Genomic DNA, 15,089 nt, shown 5'->3' with positions numbered 1-15,089 from the left:
ACAATCACTCATGATCAGAAGAGATCGCCGTGAAGAACTGACAGGCTTTCAGGAAGGCGGATCTTACGATCCGTCTTACGATCTGCAGACAGACTTTGTAATGGTGTACGGCATTCATGGGGATTTTCAAGAGCGTATTCGAGCTTGGAAGGAAAAGGGCTATGTTGTACATCTGATGACTGGCGTATCATGGGGCGGCTATCAGGATTACTTGAATGGAAAAGTTGATGGCAGATCACATTGGGATGAAGCCCAGAAAAACCGTAAATATGAGAATATCATTCACGGAACCTCCGTGGATATCCCCTATATGGTACCAACAATTGCTTACGCTGATTTTTTGACCGAACGGATTAGGATCGCGGTTGATGCTGGAGTAGAAGCGATCCATTTGGAAGAGCCGGAGTTCTGGGTAGAGGGCGGCTATTCAGATGCGTTCAAGCGGGAATGGGAGATCTATTACCGTGAGCCGTGGCAGGCGCCGCATGCTTCGGTAGATGCTCAATACCGGGCTTCGAAGCTGAAAGCTTATTTGTACACGCGGACGCTGGACCGAATCTGCAGCACGTTGAAGGAATATGCGATGCAAAAATACGATCGCCGTATTCGCTTCTATGTGCCAACGCATAGCTTGATTAACTACACGCAATGGCGTATTGTCAGCCCGGAATCGAAGCTGCTTGAATTGCCTGGTGTGGATGGTTACATCGCACAGGTATGGACGGGAACGGCACAAACGCCAAATGTCTATAATGGTGTCCGCAAGGAGCGTACGTTCGAGACCGCTTATTTGGAATACGGCATTATGCAGGAGCTTGTCCGCGGTACGGATCGCAGAATGTGGTTCTTGCATGATCCCATTGCAGATGATCCGAAGTTTACTTGGAAGGACTACCGTACCAACTATATTCGTACATTAGTTGCTTCACTTCTACATCCGCATGTTAGCCGTTACGAGGTATGTCCTTGGCCAAGGCGGATCTATAAAGGTGAATATCCAAGAGAAGGCGGCGACGGCAAAGAAAGAATTCCGGCTTCGTACGCAACGGAGCTGCAAATTGTGCTGAATGTTCTTGGCACAATGGAAGGCCAGGATGCCAAGTGGTTGACAGACAGCCTGCAGGTAGGACTTTTGCTGGCTGATTCCGCGATGTACCAACGGAACCATCCGGACTGGAGTGAAGAAGCGACCTCCTTCAAGTATGACGGAACCGAAGTGGCTTCAGCGCTAGGAAATGAATTTATGGAACTGCTGGACTGGTCGCCTTTCTATGGCCTTGCGCTGCCGCTTCTCAAGCATGGCGCAGCCGTTCGCCCCGTGCAATTGGACAACGCGGGAAGATTCCCTGGTTACCTGGATGATTACCGGGTACTGGTGCTGAGCTATGAATATATGAAGCCGGAATCATCCGGATTACACAATGTACTTGCGGAATGGGTGAAGGAAGGCGGCACTCTAATCTATGTGGGAGACGGCAGTGATGACTTCAACGGCGTCCGCGAATGGTGGAATCAGGGAAGCAAGAAATATGCATCTCCGATGGAGCATCTATTTGCAAGTCTTGGGCTGGACACAGAGCTTGCAGCAGGCGAGTATGCCGTTGGCAAAGGTTGTCTTGCTTACTTGCCGCTGCATCCGTCGCAATGTGCAATCTTACCGGAGGCAGGCGAGCAGCTTAGACAAACGGTTGCATCTGCTGTTGCAGCAGCAAACCGTACCAATGGTACGAAGCTCCGCTGGGAGAAGCAGAACGGTATGGCTCTGCAGAGAGGCCCTTATATCATAGCTGCTGTCCTTGATGAATCGGTGAGTGATGAGCCGTATACAATCAGCGGGAAGCTGATTGATTTGCTGGATGCGAATTTACCTGTCCTTGATCAGGTGACCGTGAAGCCCGGCGAGCAAGCGCTGCTCTATGATTTGAGCAAAGCAGGAGATGGCGTGCAGTTAATTGGGGCGGCTTCTCGTATTGATAAAATAGAAGAGAGTGCGGACGGCTTTGGGTTTGTAGCCTTTGGACCAGCAGGTACACAGGCGGCTGCCCGTTTCCAATGTCCTCGCAGACCTAGAACAGTAACATTCGGGCAAGAAGGGGCTACAATCCGTAGTCAGGTAGAATTCAAATGGGATGAAGGCAGCGCGACGCTTCTGCTGCGCTACGCGAATGATCCGTCAGGTGTGGCGGTAAAAGTTCATTGGTAATCCAATCCTATATAAACATGGGGGGAAGTCTGGTTGAAAGTTAAAATCATAGGGATATCGCTTGTTGTCATTATTGCGGCAGCCGTATCGGCTTATTTCGCTTGGCCGGATAAGCAAGAGGCAGGCGTTCGCTGGCCGGAGAAGCAGGCGCTGCCTTCCTTCCAGGCACCAGCTGAAACACTTGATATGATCTACACAACCGATTACTACTACTATCAAGCAGAGAATACAAACTTCGGACATGACACCGGTAAAGCGGATGGAAACGGCTGGCTGGCGACAGCAGGTGCCGATACTGCAGATAAGGCTATGTTGGATGTAACGGGACGTAAGGAAGTGCCGGCTGGTGACATAAAGGCTGTATTTAACTTACAGGTCGATAATTTCGCCGATGAGGATGGGGTTGTAGCATCCCTTGAAGTACGAGATCAGACAGCAGATAAGGTGCTTGCCTCTCAGGATGTTCGCAACTGGGATTTCAAATTGCCAAATGCATCGCAAAGCTTCGAGCTGGCTTTTACGGCTCCGGGTGAAGGGCATGAGCTGGAGTTCCGAGTAGAGTGGACCGGCAAATCGACAGTGAAGCTGTTTGATGTTGGGGTGTTTTGGCCGCTGCGGAAAGAGGAGAACTTGCTGTTCACATCCTTGAAAGGGGTAGTGAATCAGAAGCAGCCGCGCATTTATTCGTATACCGATAATGTGCGGGGCTCAACAGATACTTCTTGGCTGGATGCTTTAAATCAGAAGTATACCGAAGTGGATGACAGCTGGAAGCTGCTGGACAAATACCGTTCAGAGTTGAAAGGGATTATCGTGTACGATGATCAGCAGCCGGATACCATCAACCTTGCCACTACTATGGCAGGCTTGAAGAATGCGCTTGTTGCCCCGCCGAGCCTTGCGGACAAATTAACAAGCGAGCCTTACAATCTTCCTGTTCTGGAAGATTTACGCGGCAAATTCAAATCCAAGCTTGAAGTGTATGGCTATCTGTACGACCACTACTGGAAAGACGCAACTCATAAAGCCATCATTGGCCTTGATCCTGGAATCCAGTCGTATTTGCGGGATTATGCGATCGGGATTGATGCTGCGGTCGTTTGGCTGAATCCTGCCGATGCGGATGAAGATGCGATGCTTAGTAAATTCATGAAGGATATGCCTTATGGTACTGGGCTGTATTTGGGCTGGTGGCCGGATGAAGGAGCAGGTGTCAAGAAAACCTCGGATTACGGACTGGCAACAGTAGCGAGTGACTTTTCCTCAAACTTAAGTGTATTCAGCGGTACATCACGTACAATCGAGAAGCCGCAAGTACCGGAAAAGCCTGCACTGGAGAATAAAATCTATGTTTCCTTTATTCTGAGTGATGGTGACAATCTGCAGTACATGGAGCATTTCTTCAAGACGGTATGGGATTCTCCGAACCGGGGTGAAGTTCCGCTCGGCTGGACAGTCTCGCCTCTGATGCTGGATACGATGCCGGGGATCTTGGACTATCTGTACAAATCAGCTACACCTAACGATGCCTTTGTGTCGGGCCCTTCGGGTGTTGGGTATACGTATCCGAACTTCTGGGAGAAGGAAGAGGGCTTAGATAAGTTCTTCAAACGAACAAACGAGTATATGAAGCAGACGGGTCTAAACGTTCTGACGATATGGAACTATGTGAAAGGGGAGATTAAGCCTGAGGTGGCTGAACGATTGGCTAAGGATGCTCCTGACTTGCTTGGTTTCACTTCCCAGTTCGGAACCGGTGCGATCGGGGTGTATGGCAATTCGCTGCCCGGCCAAGAACTTAATATTGCATACGGCAGTGCGGAGAGCGATCTTACGGACGGAGTTGCAGACGGCTTGAAGCGCTGGGACGGCAAGTCTCCGTCATTCGTCTCGATCCAAGCCAACCCTTGGCAGGTCAACTATCAGAATTTCGTCAATGCCATGAATTACTATAAAGACAATAAGGACGTTGTGTTCGTCCGGCCTGATGTGTACTTCCAACTGATGCGCGAGAGTAAAGGGCTGCCGTTGCAGCCAGCTGCTAAGTAGCAGCTTCCAAGTAGCAACAAAAGGGTCAGCCCGTCATCTATCTGATGACGGGCTGCTCTATTTTGAGGGAAATTAAGGGGGAGATAAGTCGATTTTTCCTCTTAATCGCATACGTAAATCAATTCTCCACTCGAACTCCCGCCGCACGAAAGGCAGCAGTGGTTTCTTCTGTTAGCCCTTTGTCAGTGATCAGCGCAGTCAGCTCGGACAGCTGGGCGAATGTACGCAGCGCGCTGTGGCCGAACTTGTGATGGTCGGCGACGCCGTAGCATTCGCGGGCGGTAGCCATTAGTGCTTGCTTGAAGTCGATCAGGTCACCGGTGTAGACGGACAAGCCATATTCGAGATGAACGCCGGTGGCGGAAATAAACGCTTTGTTGATGTTCAGGCTGCGGACGTAAGCGACTGCTTCTGGACCAGCAAGCACATTACGTACGCGATAGCCGCCGGGGACGACGAGCCGAACGTTTTCTTTTGCAGCCAGTTCACTGATAATGTACACATCGTTTGTAATGACCGTCACTGGAATGGAATCCAACCGCTTCGCGATCTCAAGTGTTGTACTGCCGCCGTCCAGAGCGATAATGTCGTTACTCTTAATGAACTTCATAGCCGTCTCGGCTATGTCGGTCTTCTCATCGGAATGCTTCACGAGAGGTTCCTTCACTGGAAGGATGCCGAACTGATCACTGTTGGCCAGCACCGCACCGCCATGAACTCGTTTCACCAAACCTTGCTCCTCCAGCTTCGTCAAATCCTCGCGGATTGTTTTACCGGTTACGTTAAGTCGCTCGCTAAGCTCGGCAACAGTCACTTCCTTCTGCGTGAGCAGAACCTCCATAATACTCTCATATCGGCGTAAATGGTTCATTTATCGTTCATCCGTTCTATAGGTATTGCTATTATTTTAACGCTTGTCCTTTTGTCACGTCCATACAGATCGCCCTTCTATTAGGTATACCCTATTCAATAGGTTTAAATAGGTTCATATACAAAATACATAATGATTATTTCTATTATATGAACTAAAATAAACTCAAATGAACTTAGTGGGATCGATAGAGAGGAGCATTCTTATGAATGGACAACAGCAGCGCCAAACGGAGATTGTGCAGGCGGTCGCTCTGAAAGCGCAGGACCAGCCTTTGCTGGGCAGCGGGTTATGGTTTCATAACGATATCCGGGATAACTATTATTATGCGTCTTATTTATTTGCTGCGGCAGTAGAATCACCAGCAATCCTTCATGACCCTAATGATGCGAAAAAGAAAGCAGAAAGCGTACTCACCAAAGTGCTTCAGCTTCAGCAAAATGATCCGGACCAGCCTTTGTACGGCCATTTTCCGCTGAATTTGAATCCTTCGCCTGAGCAGGCGCGTCCGCATGAGCTTCCTGTTGAGCTGATGGGGAGCCTAATGGCTTATCTCTACAACCGTTACGAGAGTGAATTAAGTGCGGAATTAAGAGAAGCGTTCGAGACAGCGCTGCGGCATATTTATCTGGGAGGCTTTTTCAGGAAACCGCTGCAAATGTTTAATCATCATGAGGCGAAATACACGGCGGCCAAAATCATATTCGGGCAGCTTTACGAAGATCGGGAGCTGCTTGAGGATGGCATCAATTCCCTACGGAAAACGATAGAGAGGGTAACCACACAAGGCATGCCGGAGTACGGTGCTTTGCCATGGTTCTGGCATTGGGTTCAGGCGTTCACTTGTGCGTGGGAGCTAACTAGCGATAGCGGTTTAAAGCAGCAGCTTGCGGAACTTCTCGACTATCTGTGGAATGAAAGATCATTGTTCTATTTGAAAGGCGCATGGGTAGGAGCACATTCCCGCGTATGGCCGCATGATGCGCCGGCTGACCGTAACGTGCTGCATGATTATGTGCAATTTGGTGATTTTCCACTAGGTGAGGATATGCCTCGTACGGAATATGCAGGCTTCTTCTGTTATCCGGCGCCGGAAGCGGCCCGCCAGCGGGCATTGCAGCGCCAAGAGCCTTCTGAAGTCCATAAACAAATGGTGAAGATTGATACCGGTGAAGAAATCGCTCTTCATTCCTATGTTTACGTGACGAAGGATTTTGCATCCGGTGGAATATGGGAGCGGGTTAAGGAGTTTGATAATGAGCAAATTCGTTGGCTGGTATCTTTCCCGGTAACGGCGGGTGATAGCGTCAACCAGCTGACCTTTTTCCATCCAGGGGATGGTTACAGAGATGGCGATCCAAGGCATCAAAGCGAATATGCCGAGGTTTTGTACGATAAGAATCGGATTTTAACGGTATTCCCTGTTCCGGCAGATCATCCGCATCAAGAAATCATTGGTGTCCTTCCAAAAGGAACATGGATTATGGAAGAAGCAGGCTTGTTTGGTCAGGTGCAAAATTGCTATGTTTCCATCTTGGTGAAAGGCCGCTATTCGGTCGAGGAGTTAGATGCTTATAACCAGGTTCGTCTACAAGGGGAGCCAGCGGCCGTTGCTGTAGAAGTATTAGGGCAGGAAGAGGCGGCGAAGCATGACATCAACAGCTTGTCTTCCTTTGTTGAGCGAATGCGTAAAGCAAATCTTACTTTGCAGCATGGCACTGATATCCCGACTAGACTAACGTATTTAGGCATTAGCAGCCAAGATGAAATTGAACTTACTTTTACGAAAAAATAAGCAAACAAAGGGAAAGGTTCCGATCAGGAATCTTTCCCTTTGTTAATGTCCTTCATTAGAATAGAATCAGCATCTTCTATAATCTGCGCCACCCAGAGGTAGCATTGCTCAAGCTGTTCATCGCTGACCTGTTCCGAACGATGTTCGAACATGATTCTAATGTTCTGGTTTTGTTTGCAGACAGTTCGCAGGTATTGTTCAATTGGTGCCCAGCCTTCACTTGGCTGCTGGTCGGGCAGGACAGGCATCCGGCTCTGCGTAATGCTTCCATCAACCATCTGCACATTGGAGAGATGAATTGTTGCGGCATACTTGGCATATTGCTCAAGTACTGTCAGTGCATTGAAATAAGGATCAATCTGATTCTGGAGATAAAGCCTCGCCGTATCTAGACATAGCTTAATCTCGCTGTATTGCTCCAACTTCTGCAGCAAATAGTCTTGTTCATAGACATATTTGTTCAAAGCATCAAACTCCAGAACAGGTGTAAAACCATACTCCGCACTCTTACAAGAAAGCCATTCGAACAAAACATCACTGCGCTGCTTAAACGCCTCGAAGGAATACTCACTTTCATACTCATATTCCATCCGGTCATCATACCGCCAGCTTGTCCAATCAACTCGATCATCAAGAAGAACCGGCTTCGGGTAGTGAAAAAGAATATACTCCGGCTTCATACGTGAAGTGATATAATCCAATTCTTGTTCAACAATCGAATAAGCATGAGATCGGACGGTTTCATCCTGTGCAAGAAATAGAGCATCCCTTAGATTTAATAGACCAGCCCGAAGTGGAAAATGAATGCCGATCCGGTAATCAGTCTTGTGGGATTCTTGGACTAGATTGGTAATATCCTGCTCTTCTTGAAATAAACAAGCTTCTATCCCGTAGAAGTCTGTTTTATAATCTCTATAGAATTTGTTGTAATCAAAATGTCCGTATTGCCCAATTAGGAAGCGATTCATGAATGTTTAACCCCTTTACAAGATGAGGAGAGATTCGTTATGAAACCAACAACTTACTATGCTGTCATCTTTACAAGCCAACGGAATGAAGGTGATCACGGATATTCCGAAATGGCTGATCGAATGGATGAACTGGCCCGGAAGCAGCCTGGATTTATTGATGCGGAAAGTGTTCGTGATGCTGCAGGCTCTGGTATAACTGTTTCGTATTGGGAGAGTCTTGAAGCGATTCGCAGCTGGAAGCAAAACGAAGATCATCTGGTTGCCCAGGAAAAAGGTAAGCAAGCTTGGTATGAGAGCTACAAAGTGCGTATCTGTAAGGTAGAAAGAGAATATTCTTTCTGAAAATAGATTGGGAAATATTCTCCATCCCCGAGATGGTTTCCTTTCGAAAAAAGGAAAAAGGCGGAGCAGGAATTTCTGCTCCGCCTTTTTGTGTTGTTATTTATAGGAGGCAAGCTCAGCAAGCCGTTCCATAACCCTCGTATTAAATAACCCGCCATGATAACAAATAATGGCCTCAATATCGAAGTCGAGCAGCTTTGTGATAGATGCTTGTGCCGTTTCTGGATCCAGTGTTGTTGCAGGATCAGCTCCAAACAGCTCGCCATCCTTGTTGATCAGAGCATCCCCGGCAATTAAGGTCCGGGATGGCTCATGGTAAAGGCTGATATGTCCAGGTGTATGACCCGGCGTTTCAATAACCGTGATGCCCCCGCATAACGAAAGATACTGGCCGTGAGCGAGATCACGGTCGACGTTCGCTTTTGGCGGGTGTAGCATTAGTCTCTTTAGTCCGTTACGGAATGATTCAGGCACCGAATCCGGCATAAGGTCAATACTCGCGATCGCTTCATCGGAAAACTTGATGAGTCTTTTATCTCCTTGTATATATGGTTTCTCAAGTGGGTGCGCCATAACTTCGGGCTTAGATGAGGTCTGTTCAACTAATTCCGGTAAATTTCCGATATGATCGATGTCCTGATGGGTAATAATCATATGAGAAAGCTTGCTCCGATCCGCTCCCGCGGTATCTATAGCAGCTTGAAGCTGCTCAAGCTGAGCGGGGTAACCGGTGTCCAGCAGGACAACGGACTGATCGTCCCATAAAAGGACGGGATGAACAGTATCCATTTTTCCCATTACAGGGGTACTTATCGAAAGCATAGCAATTCCTTGCTGAATAAGCATAATGGTCACACTCCTCGTACAAAATGAAGGGACCCGGCCGAGGTCATGTGACCATTTTATAGACATCACAAGCATATGTAAATAGTAAAATATTATATTATAACATATAAATAATTATTTGTCAATATATTAATTCTGGGTTCAAGAAGCCTAAAAGAGCGGTTGTTGACTTATGTTTGAGTTGTAACTACGTTGGTTACGAGGGGCTGTTGTTCTGTTTGTTATTATCGAGGTTTTTAGCTTTTCCGTGTCAGCGGAGGAATAAACTACAAGGAACCATCAGCATGAAACAACCGTAGCAGCAATCATCCGAAACAACCGGAGCGTTACAACAATGCACCGTTTTTTTTCAAATGACGGTACAGCACAATAGACATGATTGAGCAGAGCAGGGCACATACCCCGATAAAGTAATATCCCGCTTGAAGACCAGCAATTAAGCCGGCTTTCGGTTGTTCCGAATCGGCGAACCCATCCTTGAACAGCTCAGTAATAAGACCAATTAAGTAGTTCCCCGCAACTGTAGCAACTCCCATTAGCGTTACCGTAAACGTAATGGCGGTATCCGTTTCTTTCGAATACCGTCTGGCGATTAGCGCCATAACCGTCGGATAGATTGGCGCGATACCTATGCCAGCTGCGGCAAATAGGAAGGCGCCTGGTTCTCCCGCGATAACGGCTGCTATAGAGCATAGTCCAGAGAAAGCTGACAATAGGATAAGAGACATCGTATACCCGATTTTATCTGTAACGGGACCTAGCATAAGCCTCGCCAGCATGAAGCAGAAGAAGAAGGCGGATAGCATCCCAGCTGATGCATCACTGCTCCAACCATAGGTCTTCTCCAAAAAGTTAACGAGCCAGCTTCCAATTGACAGCTCAGATATAACGCCAAGAGAGAGGACACCAACGAGCAGCCATGCTGCTTTGTCCCGTATATATTGCTTCAGCGATAGACGTTCCCCGTGTTTTTCTTCTTGCTTTGGTGATTTGGCGAAGATCGTTGGAATCATCGGCAGTAAGGTCAGTGACAGCATCAGGCAATACATCCCGCGCCAGCCAAGCTCCGAGCCAAGGAATTGGACCCCCATCAGATTAGCGGCCATAATTGGCGCTACCATTGAGCTTAATCCATAGAAGAAATGAGCAAGGTTCATCATTGTTCCAGTATTGCGGGTGAAGATTTGGGCTGCCAGAATGGCTAGTGCAATCTCCAGCAGACCGTTGCCGATATACATGAAGAAATAAGACAACACCATTGTTGAATAGGTAGCAGAGAAATACAGGCAGAAGCCCGATATGACCATGGAGCCAAAAGCGAGAAGAGTCGTCAGCTTAATGCCGATTTTTTTGACTAACGAACCGGTGAAGCTGCAGGCAATCAAATAACCTAGTGAATTTAAGGCGAGCAGCATACCGATCTGCGCTTCATTTAGTGAGAAATCAGCCTGCATACGTGGTATAGCGGGGCCTTTAATATTTTCCGAAAATCCAAATATAAGAAATCCGCCAAATACGACGGCCAGCAGCAGCGTATGGTTGCTGAATAAAGACCGCTTATGTCTTGCTTCTGGCTCTGTTTGCATATGTTCCTCCTGCATCGTAATCTATGAAGTCCGTCTACTAATGTACCATTGTTCGGGCATAGGGGAAATATTTGCAGGAAGGAAAATGCCGTCGAAACGCGAATATATGTACGGTTACGGTATCTAGGTACAGTAGGATGGAAAGGGATGTTCATAGAGTGAAATTTTTTCATACTGCAGACTGGCATTTAGGCAAGCTTGTGCAGGGTGTATATATGACTGAAGACCAGCGTTATGTGCTGGAGCAATTTGTACGTGCAATTGAGGAAGAACGGCCGGATGCGGTCATTATTGCTGGCGACCTGTACGACAGGGCTGTTCCGCCAACGGAAGCGGTTGATCTGCTGGATGAATTGCTGGAACAAATCGTAGTTGAGCTGGATACGCCAGTGCTTGCTATCTCCGGTAATCATGACAGCCCGGATCGGATCGACTTCGGGACCGCGATGATGGAGAGCCGTGGGCTTCATATTGCCGGAAGGCTGCGGGAGGAGCATAAGCCTGTTGTGCTGAAGGATGCGGACGGCGAGGTGCATGTGCATCTTGTGCCTTATGCCGATCCTGCACAGGTGCGTCATGCTTTTAATGACGAGAGCATCCGGACACATGATGAGGCGATGCTAGCGATTACGAGCCGCATTACCGGGCAAATGGATCCGGCGGCAAGACATATTTTAGTCGGACATGCTTTCGTGACGGCGACTGGTGCTGCTGAGCCTAATACTAGTGATTCGGAACGCCCTCTAGCGATTGGTGGTGCCGAGCATGTTCGGGCTGCGTATTTCGAGCCCTTCCATTATACCGCGCTGGGGCATTTACATCAGGCGCATTTTGTCGGCAGTGAAAAAATCAGATACGCCGGTTCGCCTCTGAAATACTCCATATCCGAGGAGCATCACAACAAAGGTTATTTGGTCGTGAACATAGATGGAGACGGGAATGTCGCTGTTGAAAAGCGTGAGCTGAAGCCTTTGCGTGATATGCGGCGGATTACGGGCCCAATTGAAGAGATTGAAGCTCATCCGGTATGTGATGATTACGTATTCGTTACGCTGCTGAATGATAACCCCGTGCTTTTCCCGATGGAAAAGGTTCGGGCGGTTTATCCAAATGCGCTGCATGTGGAGCGTAGAGTAACGGCTCTCCGCGGAACAAGCGATGCAGGGGATACACCGGAGGAGGCTGCACGCAGAAGTGAAGCGGATCCGGTCAGCTTATTTGAATCATTTTATCTGGAAGTGAAAGGTGTACCGCTGGATGAGCCAAAGAAAAAGCTGTTTGCAGATGCGTTTGGTGGATTGCTTCGAGAGGAGGGTGAAGTACGATGAGACCTCTCAAAATTACGATGACGGCCTTTGGTCCATACCGGGACGCAGAGATCGTTGATTTTGGCGAACTTGGCCAGCATCGGCTGTTTGTTATTTCCGGCAGCACCGGAGCGGGTAAAACGACGATTTTTGATGCGATTTGTTTTGCGCTTTACGGCACGGCAAGTGGTGAAGACCGCTCGGAGCCGCGTATGCTGCGTAGTCATTTCGCTGACGATGAGAAGCATACAGCGGTAGAATTGGATTTTGCGGTTGGACGCCGGACCTATCGGATTTTCCGTCAGCTTCCTCACCGGAAAGGCACGAATAAGAGCGAAACAGGCGGTAAAGCGGAGCTATATGAATTGACAGACGGCGAGGTGGTTCCAGTCGTTGACCGGTTTACGGTTGGGGATGTGAACTCCAAGCTTGAGACGATTATTGGCCTCTCGAAGGAGCAGTTTAATCAGATCGTCATGCTGCCGCAAGGCGAATTCCGTAAGCTGCTTACATCGGATACGGATAACAAAGAAGAGATTTTGCGACGTATCTTCCGGACGGAGCTGTATCAACGGCTCGAGACGCGATTTCAGCAGCAGAACCGGGAGCTTGGCGATTCTCTGAAGGAAGCAAAGATCAGCGTTGATCATTTCATGAAGCAGGCAGCGGACAATATTCCAAGAAGAGAAGGCAGTACGCTTGCGCAGACTCTTGCTCAAGAGCTGTATAGTGCTGCGCAGCTGTCGGAAGCTTTGGAGCAGGAGATCAACTACTATAGCCAGCTTATGACGGAAGGTGAAGCGGGGAAAAAAGAGCTGCAGCGGATGCTTGATGAGCAGGAGCTGGCGCTGCGCGGGGAGCTGGCGCTTCAGGCGCGGTTCGCCGAGCTGGCTGGCGAGAAGGCGAAGCAGGAGCAGCTAGCGGCGCAGCGCAGCGAGTATGCGGAGCGCGAGCGGCGGCTTTTGCTCGCGGAACGCGCGGCGCTGCTTGTGCCGTATGCGGAGCAGGCAAGCCGAGCGGAGCGGGATGCTGCAGCGAAGCAGCAGGCACGCGATATGCGGCGCAAGGCGGCGGATGCCGCGAAGGAGGCGCTTGCGGCAGCTGAGGAGCGGTATCGCCGCGAGGAGGAACGCGGTGAGGATCGGCAGGCAGCAGAGCGCGAGCTGCACAGGCTGGCGGAGCTGGCGCCAGCCGTGCAGACGCTGGAGGCGCAGCGCGTAGCGGTGGAGCAGCTCGCTGCTGCGGAGAAGAGCGGAGCCACGAAGCTTGCAGCTGCAGAGGCACAAATCGCCGAAGCGAAGGAAGCAAAGCAGGCGCTTGCGGCGCAGGTCAAAGCCTTCGAGAGCGATGCCGAGCTGCTGCCCGCTATTATCGAGCAGCGGAGTCAGGTGCTGCAGACAGGCAAGTATATTTCCAAGCTGATTGAATTGGAGAAGGAACTTGCTGTTTACTCTACCCTTATTGAAGAGAGGACCCAATCTCTTACTCATAAACGTGATGAGCATGATCAGTTAGAGCGGATCTGGATTGAAGGGCAGGCAAGCCTGTTGGCCGCCCATCTTCATGACGGTCAGCCATGTCCGGTATGCGGAAGTGAGGAGCATCCAGGTAAAGTTGTTACAGCGGAAGCTGTGCCTTCACGGGAGCAGCTTCAACTGGCGAAAGAGCAGCTCACGCAGGTTGAACGTGAGTTGAACGAAGCCAAGCTTCAGGCTGCTTCTGCACGTTCGAGCTGGGAAGGCAGTGCGGCAGAGCTGGCGGAGTATGGCGCCGAAGCATCTGGACTAGCAGAGCAGCAGACTTCCTTGAGGCAGCGCTGGAAGCAGCTGAATGAGGAAGCGGAACGTCTGCAGAAGCAAGCAGAGCAATCCAAGCAGCTGAAGCTGAAGGCAGAAGAGCTGGAGCAGCAGCTTGATCGGCTGCACCAGGCGAAGGATCAGCTGCAGGCGGAGCAGCAACAGATTGCGGTAGAGAAAGGTGCTAAGCAGTCGGCACTGTCGAAAGAGCTTGAGCGTATTCCAGAGTCCCTTCGTTCACCAAAGCTAATGGAACTCCGGCTGAAGGAGCAGCGTTTCTTAGCGGAATCTCTTGCCGCAGCTTGGAAGGATGCGCAGGACCAATTGCTTCGAATGCGCGCCAAGTTCGCAGAGGAGCAGGCACATGCGGAGCAAACTGAGCTGCAGCTGATTGATGCAAAAAACAACATGGCGCTTGCGGTGAAACGTCTGGAAGAAGAACTAGTCAAAGCGGAGTTTGATTCTATGACAAGCTTCCAGGAGGCGCATATGCCGGAGCCGGAGAGCCGGACGCTTAAAGCTCAGATCGAAGCTTACAAAACGGCTGTCGCAGCTGTGAGGAAGCGGATTGACGAGCTCGAACTGGAGCTTGCCGGCAAAGAGCAGGCAGATATCGAGCTCCTGAACGCCGAGATAACGGACATGAAACGACGTATTGAAGCAGCAGGTAATGCTTTGCAGATCGCGGCACGTTTCGCCGATGATGCCGAAAGACTGAAGACATCCATTGATCAAGCGTCTGTAAGAGTGAAGGAGCTCGAGGCGAAGCTTGCGCAGGTGCTTGATTTGTACCAAATGCTTAAAGGTGACAATGCACTCAAAATCTCATTCGAACGTTATATCCTTATTGAATATTTGGAGCAGATTTTGCATGCGGCGAATGCTCGGCTCCGTCATCTGTCTGGCGGACAGTTCGTTCTGCAACGAAGCGACCGGCTGGAGACACGCGGAAAGCAGAGTGGTCTTGGTCTTGATGTTTACGATGCTTATACGGGGCAGAATCGTGATGTGAAGACAATGTCTGGCGGCGAGAAATTTAATGCTTCGCTTTGCCTGGCGCTAGGGATGACGGATGTTATTCAATCGTATCAAGGCGGTGTCTCCATTGAAATGATGTTCATTGATGAAGGCTTTGGTTCCCTTGATGAAGACTCTCTGAACAAAGCGATCGAGGCACTAGTAGATCTGCAGCGTTCAGGCCGTATGATTGGCGTTATCTCTCACGTGCAGGAATTAAAGCAGGCTTTCCCTGCAAGTCTTGAAGTATACAAGACGAAGGAAGGTTATAGCCGAACGTCTATTTCGGTAAAATAATGTCAGCAC

General features: G+C 49.4%; 10 protein-coding genes. 6 read left to right on the top strand and 4 right to left on the bottom strand.

Annotation, left to right across the window (positions count from 1 at the left end; translation table 11 throughout):
* Positions 1-10 precede the first annotated feature (10 nt).
* Together AC0YNT_RS01185 and AC0YNT_RS01180 are read left to right on the top strand one after the other, a co-directional pair.
* Complete coding sequence (locus tag AC0YNT_RS01185) at positions 11-2,203, top strand: hypothetical protein (RefSeq protein ID WP_475802968.1); 2,193 nt, start codon at positions 11-13, stop codon at positions 2,201-2,203.
* Between the two features lie 33 nt (positions 2,204-2,236).
* The gene (locus tag AC0YNT_RS01180; protein ID WP_475802967.1) at positions 2,237-4,252 is read left to right on the top strand and encodes a GxGYxYP domain-containing protein; all 2,016 of its coding nucleotides are present in this window, start codon (positions 2,237-2,239) and stop codon (positions 4,250-4,252) included.
* Between the two features lie 118 nt (positions 4,253-4,370).
* Here AC0YNT_RS01180 and AC0YNT_RS01175 read toward each other — a convergent pair whose 3' ends face one another.
* Complete coding sequence (locus AC0YNT_RS01175; protein ID WP_475802966.1) at positions 4,371-5,123, bottom strand: DeoR/GlpR family DNA-binding transcription regulator; 753 nt, start codon at positions 5,121-5,123, stop codon at positions 4,371-4,373.
* Between the two features lie 205 nt (positions 5,124-5,328).
* Between AC0YNT_RS01175 and AC0YNT_RS01170 the strand changes: the two genes are divergently transcribed.
* Positions 5,329-6,918, top strand: a complete 1,590-nt coding sequence (locus AC0YNT_RS01170) for a hypothetical protein (protein ID WP_475802965.1) — start codon at positions 5,329-5,331, stop codon at positions 6,916-6,918.
* Between the two features lie 23 nt (positions 6,919-6,941).
* On the opposite strand, the gene AC0YNT_RS01165 is transcribed toward AC0YNT_RS01170, so the two are convergent.
* A complete protein-coding gene (locus AC0YNT_RS01165) occupies positions 6,942-7,886 on the bottom strand; it encodes a sugar phosphate isomerase/epimerase (RefSeq protein ID WP_475802964.1) in 945 nt (314 codons plus the stop codon).
* A gap of 39 nt (positions 7,887-7,925) precedes the next feature.
* Here AC0YNT_RS01165 and AC0YNT_RS01160 point away from each other — a divergent pair, with 39 nt between their 5' ends.
* Positions 7,926-8,231, top strand: a complete 306-nt coding sequence (locus tag AC0YNT_RS01160) for an antibiotic biosynthesis monooxygenase family protein (protein WP_475802963.1) — start codon at positions 7,926-7,928, stop codon at positions 8,229-8,231.
* 96 nt (positions 8,232-8,327) lie between these two features.
* Here AC0YNT_RS01160 and AC0YNT_RS01155 read toward each other — a convergent pair whose 3' ends face one another.
* Together AC0YNT_RS01155 and AC0YNT_RS01150 are read right to left on the bottom strand one after the other, a co-directional pair.
* The gene (locus AC0YNT_RS01155; RefSeq protein WP_475802962.1) at positions 8,328-9,077 is read right to left on the bottom strand and encodes an MBL fold metallo-hydrolase; all 750 of its coding nucleotides are present in this window, start codon (positions 9,075-9,077) and stop codon (positions 8,328-8,330) included.
* 326 nt (positions 9,078-9,403) lie between these two features.
* Complete coding sequence (locus tag AC0YNT_RS01150) at positions 9,404-10,663, bottom strand: MFS transporter (RefSeq protein WP_475802961.1); 1,260 nt, start codon at positions 10,661-10,663, stop codon at positions 9,404-9,406.
* Positions 10,664-10,821: 158 nt separating this feature from the next.
* Between AC0YNT_RS01150 and AC0YNT_RS01145 the strand changes: the two genes are divergently transcribed.
* On the top strand, positions 10,822-11,991 hold the full coding sequence (locus AC0YNT_RS01145; RefSeq protein ID WP_475802960.1) for an exonuclease SbcCD subunit D: 1,170 nt from the start codon (positions 10,822-10,824) through the stop codon (positions 11,989-11,991).
* Positions 11,988-15,080, top strand: coding sequence for an AAA family ATPase (locus AC0YNT_RS01140; protein ID WP_475802959.1), 3,093 nt, complete (start codon positions 11,988-11,990; stop codon positions 15,078-15,080). Before AC0YNT_RS01145 ends, AC0YNT_RS01140 begins: the two co-directional genes overlap by 4 nt.
* Positions 15,081-15,089: the final 9 nt, after the last annotated feature.

It is taken from the genome of Paenibacillus sp. J22R56 (assembly GCF_056269375.1).
The sequence above is the reverse complement of the archived record's forward strand: the minus strand, read 5'-3'. Positions and strand labels throughout refer to the sequence as shown.

Excerpts from the sequence above, each read along its gene's own strand:
- AC0YNT_RS01175 (WP_475802966.1), bottom strand. The coding sequence starts at position 5,123 with ATGAACCATTTACGCCGATATGAGAGTATTATGGAGGTTCTGCTCACG.
- AC0YNT_RS01185 (WP_475802968.1), top strand. The coding sequence starts at position 11 with ATGATCAGAAGAGATCGCCGTGAAGAACTGACAGGCTTTCAGGAAGGC.
- AC0YNT_RS01170 (WP_475802965.1), top strand. The coding sequence starts at position 5,329 with ATGAATGGACAACAGCAGCGCCAAACGGAGATTGTGCAGGCGGTCGCT.
- AC0YNT_RS01155 (WP_475802962.1), bottom strand. The coding sequence starts at position 9,077 with ATGCTTATTCAGCAAGGAATTGCTATGCTTTCGATAAGTACCCCTGTA.
- AC0YNT_RS01140 (WP_475802959.1), top strand. The coding sequence starts at position 11,988 with ATGAGACCTCTCAAAATTACGATGACGGCCTTTGGTCCATACCGGGAC.
- AC0YNT_RS01150 (WP_475802961.1), bottom strand. The coding sequence starts at position 10,663 with ATGCAAACAGAGCCAGAAGCAAGACATAAGCGGTCTTTATTCAGCAAC.
- AC0YNT_RS01160 (WP_475802963.1), top strand. The coding sequence starts at position 7,926 with ATGAAACCAACAACTTACTATGCTGTCATCTTTACAAGCCAACGGAAT.
- AC0YNT_RS01165 (WP_475802964.1), bottom strand. The coding sequence starts at position 7,886 with ATGAATCGCTTCCTAATTGGGCAATACGGACATTTTGATTACAACAAA.